Origin of the sequence: Opitutus terrae PB90-1 (assembly GCF_000019965.1) — a bacterium.
GTDB classification, from domain to species: Bacteria; Verrucomicrobiota; Verrucomicrobiia; order Opitutales; family Opitutaceae; genus Opitutus; species Opitutus terrae.
The window spans coordinates 986,052-1,009,645 of sequence record NC_010571.1 but is presented as its reverse complement, the minus strand read 5'-3'; the positions used below and the strand labels follow the sequence as shown (position 1 = coordinate 1,009,645).

18 protein-coding genes are annotated in these 23,594 nt (G+C 65.1%); 10 read left to right on the top strand and 8 right to left on the bottom strand.

Annotated elements, in window-relative coordinates:
* Nucleotides 1-138 precede the first annotated feature (138 nt).
* The 5 genes from OTER_RS04170 (at nucleotide 139) to OTER_RS23665 (ending at nucleotide 5,535) form a co-directional block, all read left to right on the top strand.
* On the top strand, nucleotides 139-906 hold the full coding sequence (locus OTER_RS04170) for a BON domain-containing protein (protein ID WP_044891553.1): 768 nt from the start codon (nucleotides 139-141) through the stop codon (nucleotides 904-906).
* A gap of 102 nt (nucleotides 907-1,008) precedes the next feature.
* Nucleotides 1,009-1,533 (top strand): DUF3016 domain-containing protein, encoded by a 525-nt coding sequence (locus OTER_RS04165; RefSeq protein WP_012373651.1) that lies wholly within the window; start codon nucleotides 1,009-1,011, stop codon nucleotides 1,531-1,533.
* Nucleotides 1,534-1,609: 76 nt separating this feature from the next.
* Nucleotides 1,610-2,011 (top strand): RNA-binding S4 domain-containing protein, encoded by a 402-nt coding sequence (locus OTER_RS04160; RefSeq protein WP_044892137.1) that lies wholly within the window; start codon nucleotides 1,610-1,612, stop codon nucleotides 2,009-2,011.
* 285 nt (nucleotides 2,012-2,296) lie between these two features.
* A complete protein-coding gene (locus tag OTER_RS23670; RefSeq protein WP_012373649.1) occupies nucleotides 2,297-4,252 on the top strand; it encodes an ATP-binding protein in 1,956 nt (651 codons plus the stop codon).
* A complete protein-coding gene (locus OTER_RS23665; RefSeq protein WP_012373648.1) occupies nucleotides 4,252-5,535 on the top strand; it encodes an ATP-binding protein in 1,284 nt (427 codons plus the stop codon). Before OTER_RS23670 ends, OTER_RS23665 begins: the two co-directional genes overlap by 1 nt.
* Before the next feature lie 44 nt (nucleotides 5,536-5,579).
* Here the strand turns inward: OTER_RS23665 and OTER_RS04145 are convergent, their stop codons facing one another.
* On the bottom strand, nucleotides 5,580-6,563 hold the full coding sequence (locus OTER_RS04145) for an aldo/keto reductase (RefSeq protein ID WP_012373647.1): 984 nt from the start codon (nucleotides 6,561-6,563) through the stop codon (nucleotides 5,580-5,582).
* A 264-nt stretch (nucleotides 6,564-6,827) separates the two neighbouring features.
* Here OTER_RS04145 and OTER_RS23660 point away from each other — a divergent pair, with 264 nt between their 5' ends.
* Nucleotides 6,828-7,535 carry a DUF933 domain-containing protein gene (locus tag OTER_RS23660; protein ID WP_012373646.1) on the top strand — a complete coding sequence of 236 codons (708 nt, stop codon included), beginning with the start codon at nucleotides 6,828-6,830 and terminating at the stop codon, nucleotides 7,533-7,535.
* Nucleotides 7,536-7,655: 120 nt separating this feature from the next.
* Here the strand turns inward: OTER_RS23660 and OTER_RS04135 are convergent, their stop codons facing one another.
* Together OTER_RS04135 and gdhA are read right to left on the bottom strand one after the other, a co-directional pair.
* A complete protein-coding gene (locus tag OTER_RS04135; RefSeq protein ID WP_012373645.1) occupies nucleotides 7,656-10,292 on the bottom strand; it encodes a PEP/pyruvate-binding domain-containing protein in 2,637 nt (878 codons plus the stop codon).
* 274 nt (nucleotides 10,293-10,566) lie between these two features.
* Entirely contained in the window at nucleotides 10,567-11,910 is a 1,344-nt protein-coding gene (gene gdhA / locus OTER_RS04130; protein WP_012373644.1) for an NADP-specific glutamate dehydrogenase, read from the bottom strand.
* A 339-nt stretch (nucleotides 11,911-12,249) separates the two neighbouring features.
* On the opposite strand from gdhA, the gene OTER_RS04125 reads away from it, so the two are divergent.
* Entirely contained in the window at nucleotides 12,250-14,427 is a 2,178-nt protein-coding gene (locus OTER_RS04125) for a glycoside hydrolase family 3 N-terminal domain-containing protein (protein WP_044891552.1), read from the top strand.
* A gap of 135 nt (nucleotides 14,428-14,562) precedes the next feature.
* Here the strand turns inward: OTER_RS04125 and OTER_RS04120 are convergent, their stop codons facing one another.
* The 3 genes from OTER_RS04120 to OTER_RS04110 form a co-directional block, all read right to left on the bottom strand.
* Complete coding sequence (locus tag OTER_RS04120; protein ID WP_012373642.1) at nucleotides 14,563-15,888, bottom strand: TrpB-like pyridoxal phosphate-dependent enzyme; 1,326 nt, start codon at nucleotides 15,886-15,888, stop codon at nucleotides 14,563-14,565.
* A gap of 140 nt (nucleotides 15,889-16,028) precedes the next feature.
* A complete protein-coding gene (locus OTER_RS23655) occupies nucleotides 16,029-17,645 on the bottom strand; it encodes a methyl-accepting chemotaxis protein (RefSeq protein ID WP_012373641.1) in 1,617 nt (538 codons plus the stop codon).
* A gap of 183 nt (nucleotides 17,646-17,828) precedes the next feature.
* Nucleotides 17,829-19,217 carry a PQQ-dependent sugar dehydrogenase gene (locus tag OTER_RS04110; RefSeq protein WP_012373640.1) on the bottom strand — a complete coding sequence of 463 codons (1,389 nt, stop codon included), beginning with the start codon at nucleotides 19,215-19,217 and terminating at the stop codon, nucleotides 17,829-17,831.
* 470 nt (nucleotides 19,218-19,687) lie between these two features.
* On the opposite strand from OTER_RS04110, the gene OTER_RS04100 reads away from it, so the two are divergent.
* The 3 genes from OTER_RS04100 (at nucleotide 19,688) to OTER_RS04090 (ending at nucleotide 21,098) form a co-directional block, all read left to right on the top strand.
* Complete coding sequence (locus OTER_RS04100) at nucleotides 19,688-20,149, top strand: DUF5069 domain-containing protein (protein ID WP_044892131.1); 462 nt, start codon at nucleotides 19,688-19,690, stop codon at nucleotides 20,147-20,149.
* Nucleotides 20,150-20,324: 175 nt separating this feature from the next.
* Entirely contained in the window at nucleotides 20,325-20,738 is a 414-nt protein-coding gene (locus tag OTER_RS04095; RefSeq protein ID WP_012373638.1) for a hypothetical protein, read from the top strand.
* Nucleotides 20,739-20,774: 36 nt separating this feature from the next.
* Nucleotides 20,775-21,098, top strand: coding sequence for a hypothetical protein (locus OTER_RS04090; RefSeq protein WP_012373637.1), 324 nt, complete (start codon nucleotides 20,775-20,777; stop codon nucleotides 21,096-21,098).
* Between the two features lie 166 nt (nucleotides 21,099-21,264).
* Here OTER_RS04090 and OTER_RS04085 read toward each other — a convergent pair whose 3' ends face one another.
* Both OTER_RS04085 and OTER_RS04080 read right to left on the bottom strand, forming a co-directional pair.
* The gene (locus OTER_RS04085) at nucleotides 21,265-22,347 is read right to left on the bottom strand and encodes a hypothetical protein (RefSeq protein WP_012373636.1); all 1,083 of its coding nucleotides are present in this window, start codon (nucleotides 22,345-22,347) and stop codon (nucleotides 21,265-21,267) included.
* Between the two features lie 81 nt (nucleotides 22,348-22,428).
* Nucleotides 22,429-23,532: a hybrid sensor histidine kinase/response regulator gene (locus tag OTER_RS04080; protein ID WP_012373635.1), complete on the bottom strand. Its 1,104-nt coding sequence runs from the start codon at nucleotides 23,530-23,532 to the stop codon at nucleotides 22,429-22,431.
* Between the last annotated feature and the right edge of the window lie 62 nt (nucleotides 23,533-23,594).

Genomic DNA, 23,594 nt, shown 5'->3' with positions numbered 1-23,594 from the left:
CACCGCCGTGCAATTCACGGGAAAACCCATGGCCGGGACCGCGTGGCCCGCTCGGCCACCGCATTCGCATTCAACCGCTTGTGCGGCGACGTGGTCGGTTGGCACCCGCAACGCTGTGCAGCAGGTGTCCAAAGACTCATGCCACGCCCGCTCCGATTCGCCGCCTTCATGCTGACGCTGTTCATTTCGGCGGCTTCGGCCGATCCCGCGATGGATCAGAAAATCGAAGCCGCCGCCCAGTCGTCCTACAATTTTCGGGCCGTGCTCGGCAACCGGGTGAAGGTGGAGGTGAACGAAGGCGTCGTGACGCTCTCCGGCACCGTGCTCGATCGTGATCAAAAGGCGCTCGCCGAGGACACGGTCCGCAGCCTTCCGGGCGTGGTCGAGGTGCTGAATCACCTCGATGTGAGCGAACCGGATCAGGAGCGCTCGGATGGGTGGATGGCGCTGAAAATCCGGAGCCTTCTGCTGATTCGCTCAAAGGTCAGCGCTGCGAACACCGACGTTTCCGTGCACGACGGAGTGGTGACCTTGGCGGGCACCGCCGAGAGCGAGGCGCAGAAAGAGCTGACGGAATCGTATGCCCGCGGCGTGCAGGGCGTGCGCGCAGTGCGCAACCAAATGATCGTGCGGTCCGCGGACACCGCGCCGCGCGCCGGCGCGGCGTCCGCAACGCCCGAAACAATCGACGACGACGGCAGCGTGACGGCTCAGGTGAAGGCGGCGCTGCTGGCGCGCGATCCCGGCCTGGCTTTGCAGACCCGGGTCGAGACCGCCGGAGGCACGGTGACGATCCGCGGCACCGCCCGCTCCCGCGCAGAAAAGGACCTCGTCAGCAGGGTGGCGCGGGAAATTCGCGGCGTGCGTGCCGTCGCCAATCAAATGGTGGTCTCGGCGGCCGAATAGGCGCCCGGCGAAGCCCTCCGGTGCGCTGTCGCGGTCGACGCCCCATCCGTCACAAGCTCGCACTTGAAACTTTTTGTGGTAGGTTCCGTCACATAGCGCACCATGAAAACCACACGGCTAACCCTCTCTGTTTTCCTTGCGGTGACTGCGGCAGCCGTTCTCTCGGCTGCAGACCCGAAGACGCCGTCTCGCGTCGAAGTCACCTTTACCGATCCCGAAAAATTCACCGATGCTGCTGACGCACAACGCGGCTCCGACTTTGGTCGCGAGGCCAACCTGCAGGAGTTGCGCCAGTACATCGAGCGTCGAGCGACCCGGTTCGTGCCCGAGGGGCAGAAGCTGTCCGTCACGATCACGGACGTCGACCTTGCGGGCGAAGTGGAACCGTGGCGGACCCCGCGGATGAGCGATGCGCGGTTCGTGAAGGATATTTATCCCCCCCGGATCGAGCTCAGCTTTAGGCTGACGGACGCCAGTGGAGCCGTAATCAAGGAAGGCACGCGCAAGCTGTCCGACCTGACTTTCATGATGAACCTCCACGCGGTGAACCGCGACGATCCGCGCATCTACGAGAAGGATCTGCTGGATCGCTGGATCAGCAGCGAATTCCGGCCGAACAAGAAGTAGGCTTTCGCAAAACCATTTGCTTGCCGCCGCGAGTCTCGGCAGATTCGCGGCGGTTTCGTTTTCAAAAACGTCCTTGTTGCCCGAACCCGATACTTCGCCCGACTCTGGGCCGGCGCGGCTCGACCGCTGGCTTTGGGCCGTCCGGCTTTACAAGACCCGCTCGCTCGCGAGTCATGCGTGCCGTGCCGGCAGCGTGGAGATCGGCGGTCAACGCGCCAAGCCCGCCCGCGAGGTGCACGCCGGAGAACTGGTGTGCGTTCGGCAGGGCCTGATTACCCGAACCTTGCGCGTGGTGGACGTGCCGCGAAGCCGTGTCGGCGCGGCGCTGGTCGCGCGGTTCTGCGCCGATCTCACGCCCGCAGCAGAGTTCGAAAAGGCCCGCGAGCAGCGGTTGCAGCACATGCTCGCGCGGGAGAAGGGTTTGGGGCGCCCGACCAAACGCGACCGCCGCGCTCTTGACCAGTTGCTCGGCCGCTGAACCGCTAAGATCGCGAAAGGCCAAAGACGGCAAGCCAAGCCGTTGGCGAAGGCCTCCTGCAACTGCTCGAATAGCCGCAGCCTTACGGCGACTAACCGCTTAATTGACCGGGAAATTGTGCCGAAGAACCGCCCGGATGAAAGGCCATGCAGTGCTTGGCTTCGCTGTCGTGCCGACGGCGAGGCCTGATCGTGTCGGAGCCGTGTCGTGCTCGCCGAGCCCGCAAGGGCTTCGCGGTGCGAGCACGTTGTGCCGCTTTCGTCATACCACACCGGGGAGGGGCGTATGAGCATCTCCGCTCCCGTCGCTGCTCCTCCCGCTGCAAGCCCCGCCACGACCGCGGCGCCTCCGGGCACGTCGCGCATGCACGCGCTGTTCGTCGCCTATGGGCAACGGGTGATCGCACGGGCCCACCGGCTGTTCCTCTGGCTGCTGGTTGGCCAATGGGTCGCAGCGCTCGTGCTGGCCCTCCTGTTCCCCAGCCCGGCCGCCTGGCCGCTGGCCGCGGTCGGAGGCTCTGTTTTCGCCGGACTCGCCATTGCACTCATCCGCTGGCGGCCGTTCACGTTCGCCAGCCGCTGCGGCGTCGCCCTCGCGCAGATCGGATTCTGCGCGCTCTTCGTGCAGCTCACGGCCGGGCGGCTGGAAATGTACTTCTGTTTCTTCGTGGCGATCGCCTTTCTCTCGCTGTATCGCGACTGGCGTGTGCTGGTGATCGCCGCCGCCGTCGCGATCAGCCACCTGATGCTGACGCCGCTGTGGCAGTCCGACGCGGCGTTGAGCCAGGCGGCACCGAGTTCGTGGTCGGGGGCAGAGTTCAATCTCTGGCTGCTGCTCGAGACCGCCGTGCTGATCTGGGCCGGCCTCGCGGGACGCCGCGAGATGCGCGAAACCTGCCGCGCGCAGGAGCAGCATCAACTCCTGCTCGAAGAGCTCGAGCAACGCGTGCGCGACCGCACCAAGCACCTCGAGGCTGAGACCGCCGAGCGGGAACGTACGGCGCAAGCGCTGCGCCAAAATGAGGAGCGCCACCGCAACCTCCTCGCGCGGCTCCCGATCGGCGTCTTCGAAACCACCCGCAGCGGCGTGGTGCGGTATGCCAATTCTTTCCTGCTCGGGATGGTCGGATTGCCGGCCCATTTCGATCCCACGATCATCTCCCTGGCCGACGGCCGGATCTTTCCCACCGTCGATCGCGAACGATTCTGGCACCGGCTGGAGAACGAGCACGAGGTCCGCGGCTTCGCCACGACGCTGCGCCATTTCGACGGCACGATCTTCCACGTGGTCATCAACGCGCGGCTGAAGAACGCGCCCGGCGAGCCCGAATTGATGGCCGAGGGGACGGTCGAAGACGTCAGCGTCCGGAAGCGCGCCGAACGCGAGCTCGACGTGCTGCACGGCCAGCTGATGCTCGCGTCGCGTCAAGCCGGCATGGCCGAAGTCGCCACCGGCGTGCTGCACAACGTCGGCAACGTGCTTACGAGCGTGAACCTGATCGTCCACGACGTGCAGGACCGGTTGAAGGGCACGCGGCTCACGCACCTGCATCGCGTCGTCGAGATGCTGCAACGCGAACAGCCGCGGCTCGCGGAATTTCTCGCGCAAGACCCCGCCGGTCAGAAGCTGCCGGACTTCCTCGCGAAGCTCGACGAGCATCTCGCCGCGGAAAACCGGCAGTTGCTCACCGACGTCGACGGACTCGTACGTCATTTCGAGCACATCCGCGAAATCATCGTGACGCAGCAGGGCTCCACGAAACTGTTCGGCGTGCTGGAATCCATCCCACCGGCGCAGCTCTTCGAAGACGCCCTCCGGCTCAACGCGGAATCGCTCGACCGGCACGGCATCGCGCTCGACCGCTTGTTCGAGCCGACTGCTTCCGTCAAGGCGGACCGACACAAGGTTCTGCAGATCCTCGTCAACCTGCTGAAGAACGCGAAGGACGCGCTGCAGGTCATCAAGCCCGGCGAGCGCCAGATCCGCGTGAAGGTCGCGGCCGTCCGCGATGACCGGATTGCGCTTTCCGTCGAAGACAACGGCCCGGGCATCGCGCCCGAAAACCTCACGAAAATCTTCCAACACGGATTCACCACGAAACCCAGTGGACATGGCTATGGCCTGCACGCGAGCGTGCTCGCCGCGCGCGAAATGGGAGGCGATCTGACGGCCGAGAGTCCGGGCGCCGGCCTCGGCGCCACGTTCACGTTGACGCTCCCTGTGGCGAAGCCGGCCCCGTGATGAACGTCCTGCTGCCACCGAACCGGCGCATCCTGCTCGTCGACGACAATCTGGCGATTCACGACGATTTTCGGCGGATTCTCATGCCGACGAGTTCCGCCAGCACGCTGGATGCCGAGGCCGCCTCGCTGTTCGGGGCCGCTGCGGACGTCGCTCCGAGCGAGTCCGTCACGTTCCAACTTGACTACGCCCAACAGGGCCAGGAGGCCTGCGAGAAAGCCGCGGCCGCTGTCGCTGCCGGCTGTCCCTACGCGCTCGCTTTCGTCGACATGCGCATGCCGCCGGGCTGGGATGGGCTCACGACCATTGCGAAGCTGTGGGAAATCGACCCCGAGGTGCAGGTGGTGATTTGCACCGCGTATTCCGATCGGAGCTGGAACGAAATTCAGGCGGCGCTGACCGCGCGCGATCGCTGGCTGGTGCTCAAAAAACCGTTCGACAAGGTCGAGGTACTCCAGCTCGCGCAGGCGCTCACCGAAAAATGGCACCTCACGCGGCTCTCCCGGCTCCAGCTCGCCACGTTGGAGAAGCACGTCGCGGTGCGCACGGATCAGCTGCGGCATGCGGTGCAGGTGAAGAACGAGTTTCTGGCCAACATCACGCACGAACTGCTCACCCCGCTGCATGGTATCATGGGCTCGCTCGCGCTGATGAGCGAAGACGCCCTCAACGCGGACCAGGCCTCGTCCCTCGCCGACGTGCGTACCTGCGCCGAGAGTCTCAACCGGCTGCTGCAGCAGATCGTGGCGTTCAACCAGGCGGAAGCCGGCACGCTCGCGCTCGATCCGCTGCCCTGCAGCCCCGGCGATCTGCTCACGCCGGTCGCGAACGCCTACCGCGCCCGCGCGCGCCTCAAGGGCATCGCCCTGCGCACGCAGGTGGCGCCGTCACTGCCGGCCGTGCTCCGCGCGCCGGCCCCCGTGATCCGGCAGATCCTCACCGCGCTCACGGACAATGCACTCAAGTTCACGGAATGCGGGGCGATCACGATGCACGTCGGCGGCGAACCCGATTTGCTCTGCTTCACCGTTGAGGACACCGGCATCGGCATGACCGCCGAACAACTCAGCTGGGTCGGCTTGCCGTTCGCGCAGGTGGACGGTGGACTGGCCCGCCGCCAGCCGGGGATCGGGCTCGGACTCCCGCTGGCCAAACGCCTCGCCACGTCGCTCGGCGGCGAACTCACGTTGAGTTCGCAACCGGGTCGGGGCACGACTGCGACGTTCACCGCTCGGGCCGCGCCGTTGCAGTCAACTGCTCCCGCCCTGGAGGCGGCGCGGTAAGCCGGCGCCGTGCTCGCGTTCACCCCGCCCGCGTCAGGCGGGCGTCAATACGGGCCGCGGATGTGCGGCTCGACTTCGCGCAGGTAGAAATCGCCGAGCTGCGCGTGGAGCGCGGGCGACAAGGGGGGCAGATCCGACGCCCGCGCATTGCCGCGCGCCTGCTCGGGATTGCGCGCGCCCGGGATGATTACGCTCACCGCCTCGAAATCGAGGCACCAGCGCAGCGCCATTTCCGGCAGGGTCATCCCCGCGGGCACGAACGATTTCAACGCCTCCGCCAGATCGACGCCTTTCGTGAACGGCAATCCGCCGAACGTCTCGCCCACATTGAACATCTTGCCGTCCCGATTGAAATTCCGGTGGTCATCGGCCGCGAAGGTGGTCGCCTTGGTCATCTTGCCGCCGAGCAATCCGCTCGCCAGCGGCAGCCGCACGAGGAGGGCGATCCGGCGGCGGCGGGCCTCGGCGAACAGCACGTGCACCGGCTTCTGACGCAGCACGTTGAAAATGATTTGGAGCGCGGCCACCCCGGGCTGCTGCGCACAAAAGAGCGCCTCCTCCATCGACTCGACGCTCACGCCGAAATCCCGAATCTTGCCCTCCTGCTTCAGCTCGCGGAGATGGTCGAACACGTCCCCGCGCTTCAGCACGTCGAAGGGGATGCAGTGCAGCTGGGTGAGATCGATCGCCTCGACCCCGAGCCGCTTGAGCGATGCCTCCGTGTGCGTCCGGATCGCGTCCCGCGTGAAATTGCCCGGCCAGCCCGGTGAGCCGAACCGGCCCAGCTTGGTCGCCACGTAGATCGGCGCGCGTGTGTCCTTCAGGAATCGGCCGATGAGTGATTCGCTGCGGCCGTCGCCATACACATCGGCGGTATCGAAAACCGTGGTGCCGGCGTCCACCGCCGCGCGCATGGTCTCCCTCGCCGCCTCCTCGGTTACGTTGCCCCAGCCGCCGCCGAGTTGCCACGTGCCGAGTCCCACTTCGCCCACGCTGCGACCGGTCCCGCCGAAAATGCGCATCTTCATGCCCCGTGAACGTGCCAATCCTCGCCCGCAAATCAAGCAGCGCCCGCCCGCACCCTCTCGAAAGTGTCACCTGCAACGTGAGGCTTCGGTCGCCGCCAGCTAGTCCGCGCCGCATGGAAGTCCGACTCCCTCGTCAGCCGGAGATCAGCCCCGAACCTCGCGCTGAATTTAGCGGCAGCGGCCAGCGAATCCGCTCGAAGCCCCAGATGTCCCTTGTCTTCCGGCCTTGAGCCGGCGGCGTTTTGCGCGCACGAATCGCAGCCGATGAAAATCTGTCTTTACGGCGTGCCCGGCACCGTCGTGGGGAAACATCCGCTCAAAGACCCGCGGCTCGACACCGCCCACAAGCTCGTCGCGGCCGACAAGAAGACCTACGCGGCGGTGGACGTGACGGGAGACGACGGGCTGGCCGAGTGCGATGCCATTGTCGCCACGGACAGCAGCGCCTTGGAGCTTGTCCTGCAGGATCTGGAGTTTGTCGAGACACGGCTCGGTCGCGATGCCACCGATGCAGAGAAGCTGGTGCTCGAACGCATGAAAACGGACCTCGAGGCGGGCCGCTGCCTCAGCGCGTGCGCCTACACCGCCGCCGATTGGGAAGCGGTGAACGCGAGCGGACTGATCACACGCAAACCGGTCGTGATCGCGACGGCAGAAGAAGTGAATCAACCCGACCCGCTCCTGGTGAGAGCCGTCGCGGCGACAGGGTGGATTTCATTTCTCACGGTCGGCGGCAAAGAAAACCGCGCGTGGTTGATCCGCCAGGGCGCGACGGCTTGGGAGGCGGGCGGCGCCATTCACACGGATATCCACAAGGGGTTCATTCGCGCTGAGATCATCGGCTGGGCCGATTTTGTGACGGCGGGTGGCGAGACGCAGGCCAAGCGCGCCGGCAAGCTGCGACTGGAGACGAAACAGTACGTGATGCAGGACTACGATCTCGTGAACTTCCGGTTCAACAAGACCGGTTGAACAGGACAGCGTAGGGCTGGCGCTCGCCTGCGGTGAGCTTGGCGAATCCGCCGCCAGCCGTGCTTCCGCGCAGCTTTCCGGCCGCCGGCGAGCGGCGGCCCTACAACATCGCTCTGCTCCTCACCACGCCACGTCCTGCGGTCCGGGCGTGCGAGCGGGATCCTGCGCCGTGCTCAGGCTGGCATCGGTGCGAAATACGATCGCTTCCTGCGCGGTGGCGTCCGCGCGCAGCCAGACGTGCCCGCCCATCGAGTCGCAATCGATCACTCGCACGATATCCGCCATCTGACTGGCGCTCGGCTCCAGCTCCAGCAGCCGGCTGGGCGCGTTGCGGAACCAGTCCACGTCGAGCGAGTTGTTCGTCTTCTTGGGGAAGTAGGCGAGATAGAGCATGTCGTGCTCGACCAGATCATTGAAGAAATGCGTGCCGAGCGACACGTCCGGGATCAATCGCTCGTGCATCGCGACGACTTCGCAGATCACCGATGCGCGGCTGATTTCCGCGAACACCACCGGAATGCCGAGCGATGGGCTGTGCGTGCCCCAGCGGCCGGGCCCGATCAGCATCAACCCGCGATCGTCCTCCGGGTGCTGCTGGTTGAGCCGGCCGATTAGCCGCGCCACGGCATACCGCTCGCGTTCGCCGAGCTGCGCGTAGGTGTCCTGCACGACGTAGATGATCCGGCTGAGTCGCTGCTCGCGACTGACTCCGATCACGGCGCCATGCGCCGCGAGCAGCCGGTTCTGCGTCGCGTGCGTGGTCAGCACCATGTTCACGTTCTCGCGACGAACCTGGAACGTCCGGCACTGCAACAGGTGGATCCGATACGTGCCGTCGTTGAGAAAATTCAATGTGAACTCCGTGTCGACCGGGTGCTCGTAGGCTTCCTCCAGCAGGGCCAGCATCCGTCGCAGATCCGCCGCCACCTGCGTCTCCTTGATCAACCGGTCGAACGTGATGCAGGGATAGCCCTCCGGCTCCGTGTTCGTGAGATAGTAGTCGACCTGGAACTCCGGCCGCTCTGCGAGCACGTCGCCAAGCGGCAGCGAGACGAAGGTGCCCGAGCGCAGGTCGAGACAATCCATCCGCCGCTGCGAGTGATCGCGCACCTCTTCGAAGTTTGTCTCGGGGCGCCGCTCGGGCGCGTTCAGTGCCACGAGTCGCGTATAGTCATCGTCGCACCGGTCGACCGCCCGTGTACCGAGACCGAACACCAGTCGCAGCATGCCGGCGTGCGGATCGATGTCGGGATGCCACACGAACGGATTGTAGGAGAGCGCCACGCCGGCCGCCTGCGGATAGTAGTACCGGCCGTGCGGCGCGCCGGACACGCGCATGATCAGGAGCGCCATCCGCTCCTCGCTCTCGAGCAAACCGCGCCGCAGCCGGTAGCGCAGCGCTTCCTCATCGAGCACGCTGGCGTAGACGCGGCGCACCGCCTCGAGCAACGCGGCCATCCGGTCCTCGCGCGAGCCGCGGTTGGCGACGAAGACGCTCTCGTATTTGCCCGAAAACGCGTTGCCGCGGGCGTCTTCGAGGATCGAGCTGGAACGCACGATGTAGGGCGACTCACCGAAGTAATCCAACATGCCCTGGAATTGCTCCATGATGGGCGCGGGAAAACGGCCGCCGAGAATCAGCCGGCGGCCTTCGTCGAGCCCGCGCAGGAACGTATCGGATTTCTTCTGCTGTTCCCGCAGCCACCACACGCCGTTCTGCACGAGGTACGAGATGAACACCTCGGCCCCGACGAAGAACGAATCGTGCACTTCGAGCCGCGAGGCCAGGTCCGGATCCCGCGCGCGCAGGATCGCCCGCGCGACGAGCATCCCGAGCGTTTTACCGCCGACCGAACCGATGCCGATCATCCGGTCGCGGATCGCGAGGAAGTCCGGCAGCGTGAGAAACCGCTCGACCAGCGGGGCGATGCCGGAGCGATGCACGCGCAGCGCGTAGCGAATCCGCCGCATGATCTCGTCGTGGCGCTCCTGTGTGCAGCTGCCCTGGGCGATCGCCTGCGCGACCTGCTCCGCCTCCTGGAACAGCCGGCGCCAATGGCCGACCTTGCGATCGCTCTGCAGCCGCGGCCACTGCGTGCGCGAGAGGATCTGTGCGAGGACTGCGCTGTCCCGCACCGGCAGAAACTCGCTGCCGTGCTGCACGTGGATGGTGTTCATCACCTCCTGGGAGCGGTGCTGCACTTTCAGCGGCCGGATGTAGAGCCGCAGGTCGAGCCGGAACACGTCGAGCATGAACTGCGTCGTCTCGCGGATGACGTCGATCGCGTAACCGGAGTGGTGATCGCGATAAAGCGCGAAATAGGTGACCGTCTCCAGATCCCAGAGACGCGGGCAGGTGAGCGAGAAGAAATTGCCCAGAGTCTGGTCCGACATCCACGTGTCCGCGATGTGCGACAGACAGTCGAAAACGTAGATCGCGCCCCGGCCGGCCTGCTCGATCACGCCGTGAATCTGGCGGACGAACGTTTCAAACCCCTTGGTGCAGTCGAACTGGTGGATCTCCGCGCCGGAATCCTCCGTCAGCATCGGCTCGTGCGTCGCGAAGCGGAAGTAGATCAAATGCCGGCCCGCCGCCTTGGCCGCGGCGGCATACGGCCGCACCAGCTCGTGGTACTCCTCGATCGAGTCGACCTCCCAGACGATGTTGTCGCCGGGTTCGATGCCGTGAAGCACGCGATCGAGACCGAGCAGCCCGGTGGTGACGGTGGCAGGCAGAGGCGCAGTGGGAGCAGACATGGGAGCAAAGCGGACACGCCGCGACGCTTAGTCAACGGACGCGCGCGCAGGATTTCCAGCCCACAATCCAAATTGGCCATCACCGAGCCGCATCTCACTTTCTGACATGGGCGGGACGCCCATGCCACGTGGCACGGGCGTCCCGTCCGTGGGTTTGCAGGAAAGTGCGTCCCGGGGCGTCGCGAGCGAAGCCTCTGCGGGCGCGGAACTCTTCAGCAAAAAGCCCGGGGCCGTCGCCGGCGCCCGGGCTGAAACTTTCAACCGGACAATGCGGTCAGACCAGACCCTGCGCGAGCATCGAGTCGGCGACCTTGGTGAAGCCGGCGATGTTGGCGCCGAGAACGTAGTTGCCGGACGCGCCGTATTCCTCGGCCGTGGCGCGGCAGTTCTCGTGGATGTTGATCATGATCGTGTGGAGCTTCTGGTCGACTTCCTCACGCGACCAACTCATCCGCATCGAATTCTGCGACATCTCGAGGCCCGACGTGGCGACGCCGCCGGCGTTGGCGGCCTTGCCCGGACCGTAGAGAATCTTCGCCGCGTGGTAGGCGTGCACCGCTTCGGGCGTCGAAGGCATGTTGGCGCCCTCGGATACGAGCTTGCAGCCGTTCTTCAGCAGCGTCTGCGCGTCGTTCGTGTCGATCTCGTTTTGCGTGGCGCTCGGGAAGGCGCAGTCGCACTTCACGCCCCACGGCCGCTGGCCCGCGAGGTAGCTGCTGCCCTTGAACTTCTCCACGTATTCCTTGATGCGGCCGCGACGGTTGTTCTTCAGGTCCATGACCCACGCGAGCTTCTCGGCCGAGATGCCGGCGGGATCGTGGATCGAGCCATCGGAGTCGGACAGCGTCACGGCCTTGGCGCCGAGCTGATTCAGTTTCTCGATGGTGAACTGGGCGACGTTGCCCGAACCGGAGACGGTGCAGATCTTGCCCGCGAGGGCTTCCTTGCGGGTCTTGAGCATCTCCTCGGCGAAGTAGACCGCGCCGTAGCCGGTCGCTTCCGGCCGGATCAGCGAGCCGCCCCACTTCAGGCCCTTGCCGGTGAACACGCCGGTGAACTCGTTGCTCAGCCGCTTGTATTGGCCAAACAAATAGCCGACCTCCCGGCCGCCCACGCCAATGTCCCCTGCGGGGACGTCGGTGTCGGCGCCGATATGGCGATAGAGCTCCGTCATGAAGCTCTGGCAGAAGCGCATGACTTCGTTGTCCGACTTGCCCTTCGGGTCGAAGTCGGAGCCACCTTTGCCACCGCCCATGGGGAGCGTAGTCAGGGCATTCTTGAAGATCTGCTCGAAACCGAGGAACTTCAGAATGCCGAGATTGACGCTGGGATGAAAGCGCAGACCGCCCTTGTAGGGGCCGATCGCGCTGTTGAACTGCACGCGGAAGCCGCGATTCACCTGCACCCGGCCGGCGTCGTCCTGCCACGCGATGCGGAACATGAGTTGCCGCTCGGGCTCGACGATCCGCTCCAGGATGCGGTTATCGCGGTATTTCTTGTGTCGTTCGATTACTGGGCCGAGTGACTCGAGTACCTCGCGTGCCGCTTGGAGAAACTCGAGCTCACCGGCGTTCCGGCGTGCCACCAGATCTAGAACCTCAGCAATGTATTCGTTCATTTCAATGATCACAGGCGGTAAGGATTGCCGCAGCGGATCAGACCGCCAGGTCCGCCGCGGGCAGCAGAAAGCTGCTCGGGGCACACTGGGGACCCGGCTCGCGACGACAATAGGGAATCTTGGGCCGCCCGGCTTCGCTGGAGGGCTACTGCGCGGGATCAACGCTCGTTATGGCAAGCCGGCGGCGTCACCCCGGTCGAGATGCTCCGGGGATGGCCGAAGGCCGGGCCGGAGAAATTCCCGGTAATTGCATCTGCGGCGGCCTCTTGCCGCGCCGCGGTTGCTTGTCACCGTGATGCCATGAACCGTGCGTTGCTCATTCCCGCTGTCTTTGCCGCCATGACTGCTCCCGCCGCCCAACTCGATGAAGCCACGGTGCAAGCCAAGGTGGCGGCGTTGCTCGCGCAGATGACCCAGGAGGAAAAGATCGGCCAGTTGATCCAGTATTCCCAGCCGGGCGCCGAGACCGGTCCCGCGACGCGCTCCGATGTCGCCAAGGAAATCCGCGCCGGCCGCTGTGGCAGCATCCTCAACGCGGTCGGCGCGGAGCAGACGCGCGCGATGCAACAACTCGCCGTCGAGCACACCCGCTTGAAGATCCCGCTGATCTTCGGCTTCGATACGATCCACGGCTTTCGCACGATCTTCCCGATCAATCTCGCCCAGGCGGCCTCGTGGGATCTCGCGGCGATCGAGCTCTCCGAACGGATCGCTGCGACCGAAACTGCGGCGGCGGGGATTCACTGGACGTTCGCGCCCATGGTCGACATCACGCGCGATCCCCGCTGGGGCCGCGTCATGGAGGGGTCGGGCGAGGACCCCTGGCTCGGCAGCGCGATCGCGCGGGCACGGGTGCACGGGTTCCAAGGCGACGATCTTTCGCGACTCGATACGGTGCTGGCGTGCGCGAAGCACTTTGCGGCCTACGGCGCCGCCCAGGCCGGTCGCGACTACTTCACCACCGAGGTGCCGGAGATCACGCTGCGCGACATCTATTTTCCGCCATTCAAGGCGGCGGTGGACGCCGGGGTCGGCTCCTTCATGGCGGCGTTCAACGATCTCAATGGCGTGCCCGCGTCGGCCAATCGCTGGCTCATGACCGACGTGCTGCGTCATGAGTGGGGTTTTAGTGGCTTCGTCGTCTCCGATTGGCAGTCCGTCAAGGAACTGCTCGCGCACGGCATCGCCGCTGATCCGGCCGAAGCCGCGCGGCTGGGATTGAACGCCGGCGTCGACATGGACATGGAGGGCCGGATCTATGGCCCGCAGGTGGCTGATCAGATCAAGGCGGGGGCGATCGATCAGCGGAGGCTCGACGAGGCGGTGTCCGCCATTCTCGCGGCGAAGTTCCGGTTGGGGCTGTTCGAGGATCCGTATCGTTACAGCAACGAGCAGCGCGAAAAAGAGACGATGCTGCGACCGGAACATCTCGAGGTGGCGCGGGATCTCGCGCGGAAGTCCTGCGTGCTGCTGAAGAACGAAAACGCCGCGTTGCCGCTCCGGGCCAACGCGAAGATCGCGCTGATCGGCCAGCTCGCGCATACGACGCGCGACCTGCTGGGCGAATGGCGCGGCCGCGGCCAAGAGGAGGAGGCGATTTCGATTCAAACCGCATTGGAGGAAGCCTTCCCGCAACGCGTCACTTACGTCGAAGGGGTGAAGACGATGGGCCCCGACCGCTCTGGTTTCGCCGCGGCCATCGCGGCGGCGGAGCAGGCGGATGTCGTCGTGGCCGTGATGGGCGAAGGTTGGTTCCTCAGCGGCGAGGCGGCGAGCCGCACGAGTCTCGACATCCCCGGCGTGCAGGCGGAGTTGCTCCACGAACTGCGGCAAACCGGCAAGCCGGTCGTCCTCGTGTTGATGACCGGCCGACCGCTGGCGCTTGGACCCGTGGTCGAGGACGTCGATGCGCTGCTGCTGGCGTGGTTTCCCGGCACGATGGGCGGCCCGGCGGTCGTCGATTTGCTGACGGGAAAGTTCAACCCGTCGGGAAAACTGCCGGTGACGTTCCCGCGCAACGTGGGACAAGTGCCGATTTTCTATAATCACAAAATGACGGGCCGGCCGATCGATCCGAAGGATCCCGATTACCGATTCCGGTCCCGCTATGTCGATTCGCCGAACTCACCGCAGTTTCCGTTTGGGTTTGGCCTGTCCTACACGAAATTCGACTACTCGAAGGCCAAGGTGCGGAGCAAGACGCTGCAGCCTGATGGCGTGCAGCAGGTGAGCGTGCGGCTGAGCAACGAAGGCAAGCGCGAAGGCACCGAGGTGGTGCAACTCTACGTGCGCGACGTCGCCGGTTCGGTCACCCGGCCGGTGCGCGAGTTGAAAGGGTTTCAGCGTGTCACCCTGAAGCCCGGCGAATCACGCGACGTGACGTTCACCTTGCGACCGATGGATCTCGCGTTTCACCACGCCGACATGAAGTTCGCCCCGGAGGCAGGCGAGTTCGAGGTGTTCGTCGGCGGCGACTCGACTGCGCCAAAAGTCGGCGGGTTCGAATATCGGGAGTGAGCCATAACTGGCTGAATCCGACGCTGCACTTCGCAGCGCTGGCAGCCAAGGTAGGGCGCTCACTCTGTGAGCGCCATGAGTGTCAAGTGACCTCCCGGCGGGCAGCGGAATGCCCGCCCTACCGCGTCAGCGGACTCACGCGCCGCCGCCGCTGGTCGGGTGCTGCATCTCGCCGGACAGATACGTGTCGTAGGCTGCGAGATCGAGCAGACCGTTGCCGCTGAGATTGAAGACGAGCACGCGCTTCTTTCCTTCCTCGCGGCACTTGATGGCCTCGTCGACAACGGCGGCGATGGCGTGCGACGATTCCGGCGCGGGCACGAGTCCTTCGGAACGCGCAAACAGCACGCCGGCTTCGAAGACCTTCGTCTGTGTCACCGCGACGGCGTCGATCAACCCGAGCTTTTTGCAGTGGCTCACCATCGGCGCCATGCCGTGGTAGCGCAGCCCGCCGGCGTGGATGCTCGGCGGCATGAATTTGTGGCCGAGCGTATACATCATCATCAGCGGCGTGGTCTCGGCCATGTCGCCGAAATCGTAGCGGAGTTCGCCCTGGGTGAGCGACGGACAGGAGGCGGGCTCGACCGCGACGACGCGGAATTTCTTTTTCCCCTGAATTTTTTCGCGCAGGAACGGAAACGCGATACCGGCGAAATTGCTGCCGCCGCCGGCGCAGCCGTAGATGATGTCGGGCTCCTCGCCGGCGAGTTCCATTTGCTTCATCGTTTCCTCGCCGATCACCGTCTGGTGCAGACACACGTGGTTCAGCACGCTGCCGAGCGCGTATTTCGTGTCGTGGTTTTTGATCGTGTCCTCGATCGCCTCGCTGATCGCGGCGCCGAGGCTGCCGGGCGAGTCCGGACTCTCCGCGAGCATTTTGCGGCCGAAGGCGGTGTGCCGGCTCGGGCTCGCGTAAACCTTGGCCCCATAGGTCTGCATGAGCAGTTTGCGGTAGGGCTTCTGGTGAAAGCTCACCTTCACCATGTAGACGGTGCACTCGAGTCCGAAGACCTGGCAGGCCATCGCGAGCGACGAGCCCCACTGGCCGGCGCCGGTTTCGGTCGCGAGCCGTTTCGTGCCGGCCAGCTTGTTGTAGTAGGCTTGGGGAATCGCCGTGTTCGGCTTGTGACTGCCCGCGGGGCTGACGCCCTCGTATTTGTAGTAAATGTGAGCCGGCGTCTTGAGCGCCTTTTCGAGCCGAACCGCGCGGAGCAACGGCGTGGGCCGGTAGAGCGCGTAAACGTCACGCACTTCCTGCGGAATCTCGATCATCCGCTCCGCGCTCATTTCTTGCGCGATCAGGTTTTCCGGGAAGATCGCCTTCATGTCGTCCAACGTCGCGGGCTGCTTCGTGCCCGGATGCAGCGGCGGCGGCAGCGGCTCGGGGAAATCCGCGAGCAGGTTATACCAGTGCGTCGGCATCTCTTTGGCGCGAAGCAGGAATTGGATCGGATGGCTCATGAGCAATGGGGCGTTGGGGGAAAAACGCCGGTGCATTTACCACCCGCGTCCGCCTGCGTCACGACGGAATTGCGGACGGTCGGTTCCGCAACGGCGTGCTCGACGGAAGAGCGATGGCTGCGAGGCCATCGCCAAAAGCTTCAACGGACGGGCGCGCGTCGCCTCGCTCCGCCATTGCTACCGTGTTCCGCCAACGCGTGATTCGCGGCCGACCGCGGAGGATGTGCCGTTGGAGCCGAAACCCTTGCACCGTTCATCCGCTGCTCTGAAACACCAGACGCTGGCGCCGTGATCACCAAAGCTGCGTCCATGCGGCGGTTTGCCTTTCCGTCCCGGCGACCCACCAGTTCGAGCAAACGTTCGACATTTTCGCGGGTGACTTTTGCTTGCGCGCTGAGTTCTTCGGCGGCGGCGGCGGTTTCCTCAGCTCCGCCAGCATTGCTTTGGGTCACCTTATCCATTTGGCCGACCGCACTGTTCACTTGGCCGATACCTTGATTCTGCTCCGTGGATGCGGTGGCAATCTCCGCGACGAAAGCGTCGACCTTGCGCGATTTTTCGACGATCTCATCGAGGGACTGGGCGACGACGTTGGAGAGCTGCACGCCTTGATTCGTCTTGGCGATCGCCACCGCGATTTTCTCGGCGGTCTCGCGCGCAGACTGCGCCGAGCGCTGGGCGAGGCTGCGGACCTCCTCGGCCACCACCGCGAAGCCCATCCCAGCCTCGCCCGCGCGGGCGGCCTCGACCGCCGCGTTGAGCGCCAGGATGTTCGTTTGAAAGGCGATCTCGTCGATGGTCTTGATGATGTGGGAAATGTCGTTGGAAGACGTTTTGATCTCGTCCATCGCCGTCTTCATGGCGTGCATGTTGGTCGCACCCGAGTCGGCGGCCACGCGGGCCTGACTGGAGAATTCCTTCGCCTGTTGTGCTCCTTCGGCGTTGCGCTTGGTCATGCTGGCCATCTCCTCGAGCGAGGCACTCGTTTCCTCCAAGCTCGCCGCCTGCTCGGCCGAACCGCTGGCCAGTGACTGACTCGACGCGGCTACTTGATTGGCCGCCGCCGCCACTTGTTCGGAGCTTTCCTGCATCGCATCAGCCACTTCGCCCAACGCCCGGTTGATGCCGCGCACGATGTAGGTCGCGGCCGAGGCGCCGAGACCCACGGCAATCAGCACGGCCATTCCGATGGCGAGCTGCATCGTTCGCACGGCGGTCGTGATCTGCTCCGAATCCGCCTGCGCATTGCGGCGATTGAATTGAACCACCTCCTGGACCGCAGCCATGTAGGTGTCGAAATACGGTTCGAGCTCTTTGGCGGCCATTTCCGCGGCTTCCTTCTTCTTGGCTGCACGGCTGAGCGCCAGCACCGCGTCGCGACGCGTCAGATAGCCGGGGCGGAACGCATTCGCCTTCTTGAGCAACTCCCGATCCTCCGCGAGCGTGACGGTCTTTTCGTAGTCCTTATAAAGCTGCGTGACCCGATCGCGGTTTGCCGTGATCTCGGCTTCCAGTTCGCCGAGCGCGGAGGCGTCCTCGGTTAGGATGTGCTTGCGCACATGCATTTCAGCGCTGGTTACCTCTGTCTCAATCCGTCCGCTTAAATACGCTCCCGGCAGACAATCCGCCACAATCACGTGTGCTGAGTCGCGGATGACCAGGAGGCGCTCGACCGCGAGAGCGCCCATCCCGACCGCGATCAATATGATCAGGGCAAAGCCGAACGTGATCCGTTTTCCGACAGTGAAGGTGTGCATAGTTGGGGCTGGCGGACAGGTGCGGCGGGATTCCCAATCAATGCAATCATCGCGCGTTACGTGGACATCGGCCTTGGTGCTGGTATTCGGCTTTCGCCGGCGGACTTTGAAGGTCGGGCCATGGCTATTAGGGGCCGGACGTCACCGCCGCGGGCGGCTAATAGACGCACGGCACCGGCCGTACTATCCCGCCGGCACCAGTCGCACGATCCGGCCCGGCTTGCCGATCAGCTCGATCGCGAGGTACAGATTCCCTTCCGGACCAGTCTTGATATCGCGCACGCGACCCAGCCCTCGAAACACCTCCTCGCGGTGCACTACGCGGTCGCCGTCCACGACGACCCGGATGAACTTCTGCTGCGCGAGTGAGCCGATGAACAGATTGCCTTTCCAGCGCGGGAACCGATCGCCGGTGTAGAACTCGAGTTGGCTCACCGCGATCGACGGCGTCCAGTTGATCACCGGCTGCTCCATGCCTGGTGCTGCCGTTTTGTCGGAAATTGGCGTGCCGTCGTAGTTCATCCCGTAGGTGATCACCGGCCAGCCGTAGTTTGCGCCGCGCCGGATGGCGTTGAGCTCGTCGCCGCCACGCGGGCCGTGCTCGGTTTCCCATACGGCGCCGTCGCGTGGGTTGATCGCAAGGCCCTGCGGATTGCGCACGCCGTAGGCCCAGATCGAACCGAGCGAGCCGTCGCGCCCGACGAACGGGTTGTCAGGCGGGGTCCGACCATCATGAAACACGCGATGGATTTTTCCGTTCGCGGTGCGGAGGTCCTGCGCCTGGCCGGTGGTGCCTTCCTCCATTCCACGCTCACCCACGCTGAAGAACAGATACTCGCCGGCAAACGCGAGCCGGCCGCCGAACAGCACGGAGCTCGGCAGGTAGTCGCGCGGGTCGATGGCGAACACCTCCTGCTCGTCGATCCAGCGACCATGGCGCAGCCGGCCGCGCACGATTTTCGTCATCGCGGTGTCGTTCGGACCACGGTCGCTGTAGGAGAGATAAATCCAGCCGTTGTGCGCGTAATCGGGGTCGGCGACCACCGACATCAACCCGGCTTCGTCGCGGACCAGAATGTTCGTCGGCAGCCCAGCCACGGGCTCCGGGTTGAGCTGGCCGTCTGCTTCGATCACGCGCAGCCGGCCGACGCGTTCAGTGACCAGGATGCGCCGGTCCGGCAGGAACGTCAGCGACCACGGCACATCGAATCCGCTCGCGACCGGTTCGATCCGAAACGCGTGCTCTTCGCTGTGCTGCACGCCTGCCGGCAGTGGCCGCTCCTGCTTCGGCTCGGGTTCGACGGTGCGCGTGGCGGTTTCGTGGATGAAATTCACGAGCGTGCTGATCTCGGCGTCGTTGAGCGCGGCGCGGAATGAGGGCATGCCTGCGCCGGCATAACCGTCGCGGATGCTTCGACGCAGCGCCTCGGTGTCGCCGCCGTGCTGCCAGTGACCGTCGATCAGGCTCCCGCCCTTGCCGCCTTCCATGCGCTCGCCGTGGCAGCCGCTGCACAGTTCGGCGTAAAGTTGGTTCACGTCCCGACCGGGGCTTTGATCGGCCGCCGAAGCCATCGGAAGCTCCGGCAGAGCCAGCCAGACGAGAGCAATGAGATAAGTTCGGAGAGGGCGATGAAGATGCACATTCCCGCCCGCGGGCGGACGTCGCCAGACCGTCGGCTCCGCGCGACGTTCCCCGGGCGTTTCCCGGTCCGCGGCTGCGTGAAGCCTGCCCCGTCGCGACGCAGGTTCTCCCGCGCAGCCGCGGCATCGCGGTCTACCAAGCGCTGCCCCAGACGAGTCGCACCGCCAGCGGAGATCACGCTGCGGCGACGACCGATGTGGTGTTACAGGTGTAGCATCACATCGGTCGTGGCGAAGCGGCCGGACGGGCGCGGGAGCGGGGATGTGGCACGGGCATGCCGCCCGTGGCCGGCGCTCCGCGTCGCGACCGGGCACGTTGCAGCCCCACGGGCAAGATGCTCGTGCAACCGCGGGCGGCGCGGGCGTTGACGTTCACGAAGCTCCCTGACAATCGGGCAGGGATGCCATCGAAGCCGATCCCGGGTTCCACCGGCGAAGTCTTGACCGAGCTCCCTTCGCCCTATCTGCCGCATCCGGGCACCGGGCTGCTCTACCTGCCGCGCTTCCTGGCCAAATGCCGTTACGTGAAAGCACACGGCGCGCTGCCGGCCAGCTACGCGAAGAACTACAAGCGCGGGTTGGACCGGTTTCTTTGCTTTCACCTCGGCATTGATCCGGCTGCGGTGGAAAAAATCGTGTTCGAATCTGCCACGGACGCCGAGATCGAGGAGAAGCTCAAAGCGCTGCTCCCTGCCGAGGTGCGGGCGGCGAAGTGGAACCGCGAGCTGGTGCAGAAAGGGATGACGCCAGCGGGGCAGGATTTCCTGCGCGAGGCGTTGACTGCAATGGGCTGCGCAGACCGTGTGGACGAAATCAAGAGCGTGCCCGATCTGATCGATTTCGACGAGGGCCGGATCGAGTGAACGATCTCAAGCAGGCGGTTCTCCCGCGAATCCCGCGAATGAACGCGAATCTCGAAGCCGCGGGCTGCACCATTGCCCGACGAGCATGCGCGGGCGGGGACTTCCGCGCTGCGAAGACTGACGGCATTCGTGCCGATTCGCGTGGGTGCGCGGGCGGTGACATTTCCTGAGCGCCATGCGTGAGTTGTTCGCCACTCGTGCTGCTGTCGTGCACCCGTTCGCGTGGGTCATCGAGCCGCTGGAAAACGAGCCGACGCTCGTCGTGCGATCGATGTTCGGCGGGAAAGCGGTTTACCTGCACGGCCGGTTCGTCCTCTACCTCACCGCGAAAACCGAGCCTTGGTGCGGCGTGCTCGTACCCACGTTGCGAGAGCATCACGCGTCGTTGGTCGGGGACCGCCCGGAGCTGCGCGAACACTCGATCCTCGGCAAATGGCTCTATTTGCCGGAATCGGCCGCGACCTTCGAGCGCGATGCGGGGTGGCTGGTCACGCGCGTGCGGGCCCGCGACCCGCGCATCGGCATCGAACCACGGCAAAAAGCTCGTCGCGCCAATCAGCGTCGCCCGCATTCGCGCAAGCAGGGTTGAACCGCAGCCCGCCTCGCACAAACTACCACCGACATCATGGTCAAAGGTCAGAAAGTCGTCTGCATCAACGACACGTTCCCGCCGATCATCCGCGCGCTCTACAAGCAGCTGCCGGTGAAGGGCGACGTCTACACCGTGCGCGAGGTGTTCCTCGGCCGGGAGAAGATTGTGCGCGGCGGCGACACGGCTACGGTGGGGCTGCTGCTGGAGGAGTTGAAGAATCCGCCGGACCCTTTTCACCAAGGCAACCAGGAGCTCGGGTTTTCGTCGGAGCGTTTCGCGCCACTCGAGGAGTTGCCGGCCGAGGAGCAGGAGGAAGAGGTCGCGATTGGCATCGGCGCGCAGCCGAGCTTTGTGTAGGCGGGTCTGTCGAATCGGCCAACACGTAGCCGCGCCGGCTACGCTCGAATCGTTCTCGTTCTCTTTCTCGTCCTCGTTCTCTGTCGCGAGCCATGCCCGATCGCGAGAACGAGAATGAGAACGATTACGAGAACGAGGGTATCGGTCGATGCCGACGAGGATTGGGCTATTCCGCGTCCGGCAGCAACTCCGGTCGCGCGGGCCGGCCGATCTGCAGCCGGATCGATTCCAGGTTTTCCCGCACCAGATCGCCCATCGATTCGCAGCGCAGGTATTCGTTGCGCTGGTAGTGCTCGGCGAGCCCGGCGCGCAGCTGGTGCACTTTCTCGATGGGCGCGATCACATCGGTCGCCATCTCGTCGAGCAGATAACCAAGTCGCTGGGCCGCGACCTCCGCGCGCTGGAACATCAGCGCCTGCTCCTCGCGGCGATACTGCAGCGCGGTTTGCGGATGCAGGTGCTTGATGCAGTAGCGCACCACCTCGGCGTTCTCCTTGAAAAACTGCGGCAGGTAAAAGTTCTTGTGCCCGTCATAGGACTGCTGGTCGAAATCCATCGAGCGGATCCGCAGTTGCCAGCCTTCGAAATCCGGCGTGAGCACCACGACGTAGTTGTAGGACCGCATGTCGCCGAGCAGCCGCACGAAGCAGCGCTCGTTGAATTTCACCATCTCCTTCGCGACGCGGATCGGCGTGAGACTCGGGTCGTGCAGCCACTGCGTGATGAACACGTCGCCGGGAATTCCCACGATGTGCTCCTCGACCAGCGTGGCGCCGGTGGTGAGGAAGTTCAGCCGGTTCGGTGAGAGCAGGTGCTCGAGTTCGAGCCCGTAGACCCGCGACGCGTCCGCCTTCTTGATGTAGAAGTAGTCCGCGTTGTCGTTGTAGGCGTTCACGATCCGGATCCGGAACGGCGTGGAGTTGCCGAAGCTGCAGAAATCCACGCGATCGATGTAGAGGTGCTCCATCACCGAGAAGTCGCCGTCGACCTTGAGGAGCGCGTAGATCCGCTTCAGCCCGTCGTAGAGCGTGTTCATCTCGTCGGCGCGATAGATCACGCTGTCCCAGAGGGTCGGCTTGCCCTCGGCGTCGGGCAGCGGGATTGCCTCGTGAAAATCGATCAGCCGGTCGTAGTTCACCGGCAGCTCGCGCTCGCGCTGGTAATGCCGCAGGTAGCCGCGCAAGCCCTCGTTGATCGGGTAAGCCGGCTTTTTTTTGGTGGGCGCGATTACGTGCTCTCCGAGCTCCATCGAGTGGCGAACGTAGGCGGCTTCGCCGGCAAAGCGAGCCAGCTCTACCCGCGGCCTCCCGCGACAATGCCACCTATCAGGTTACCTCGCGCGGAGGGTGGGGCGCTCGGCGGTGGCGGCGCCCGGCAGCTGAAACCAGAACACGCTGCCGCCGCCCGCGGGGAAATCCGCGCCGACGCTGCCGCCTTGCGCTGCGACGATTTGCTTTACGATCGCGAGCCCGTGTCCGTGGCTTTCCTCGTCCGCGGTCGGCCGCGGCGACAACCGTCGCCCCGCGGTAAACAGCCCGTCGCGCTCGGCGGCCGGCACGCCGGGGCCGGAATCGCTCACCTCAACACGCACCACCTCGCCCGTCAGTCGGGTGCCCAACTGCACGCGACCGTGCGGCGGCGTGTATTTCAGCGCGTTGCTGACGAGATTCGCCAGGGCCTGATAGGCGAGGGTTGCGTCGCCGCGCGCCACCATCGGCTGTTCGACGGCGTCGACGCTCAGCGCGATCTGTTTCCGTTCGGCCATCGGCGCATACTGGCGCGCCACCGCCGCTGCGAGGAGAGCCAGGTCCACCGCGCCGGCATCGGCACAGCCGGCCAGCGGCATCTTGATGCCGAGAAAGGTGTCGATGATCCGACGGATCTGCGCGACCGAGTCGGCGATGCTCGTGAGGTGTTCGCCGAGGAGTTCCGGCTTGCCGGCGCTGCGTCGCGCCAGTTCGACGGCCATGAGAATCAGGCACACGGGATTCCGCAGGTCATGCCCGGCGATCCGCATGAACTGCTCCTTGATGGCAAGCTGTTCGGCGAGTTCGTGCCGCAGCCGCCGCAGCGTGAGATGGGTGCGCACGCGTGCGAGCGCCTCCTCGTGCTCGATCGGCTTGGTGATGTAATCGACTCCGCCGGCGGCGAACGCCTTCACCTTGTCGGGCGTTTCGTTGAGCGCGGTCATGAACAGCACGGGCGTGTCGGCGGTCGTGGGCTGCGCGCGCAGCCGGCGGCACGTTTCGAAACCGTCGATGCCGGGCATCATCACATCGAGGAGAATCAAATCCGGCACGGTTTGCGCCGTCTGGGCGAGCGCTTCTTCGCCGTCCTCCGCAACCATCAGCCGGTAGCCCGCCGCGCCGAGGGTCTCCACCAGCACGCACAGATTCGCCGGCGTGTCATCGACGATCAGGATCGTTTCGCTCATGGGAAAAGGGAGTCTCTACACGCCCCCGCCTGCGGGCACCCCGCTCGAAAGGGCTGGCGCGA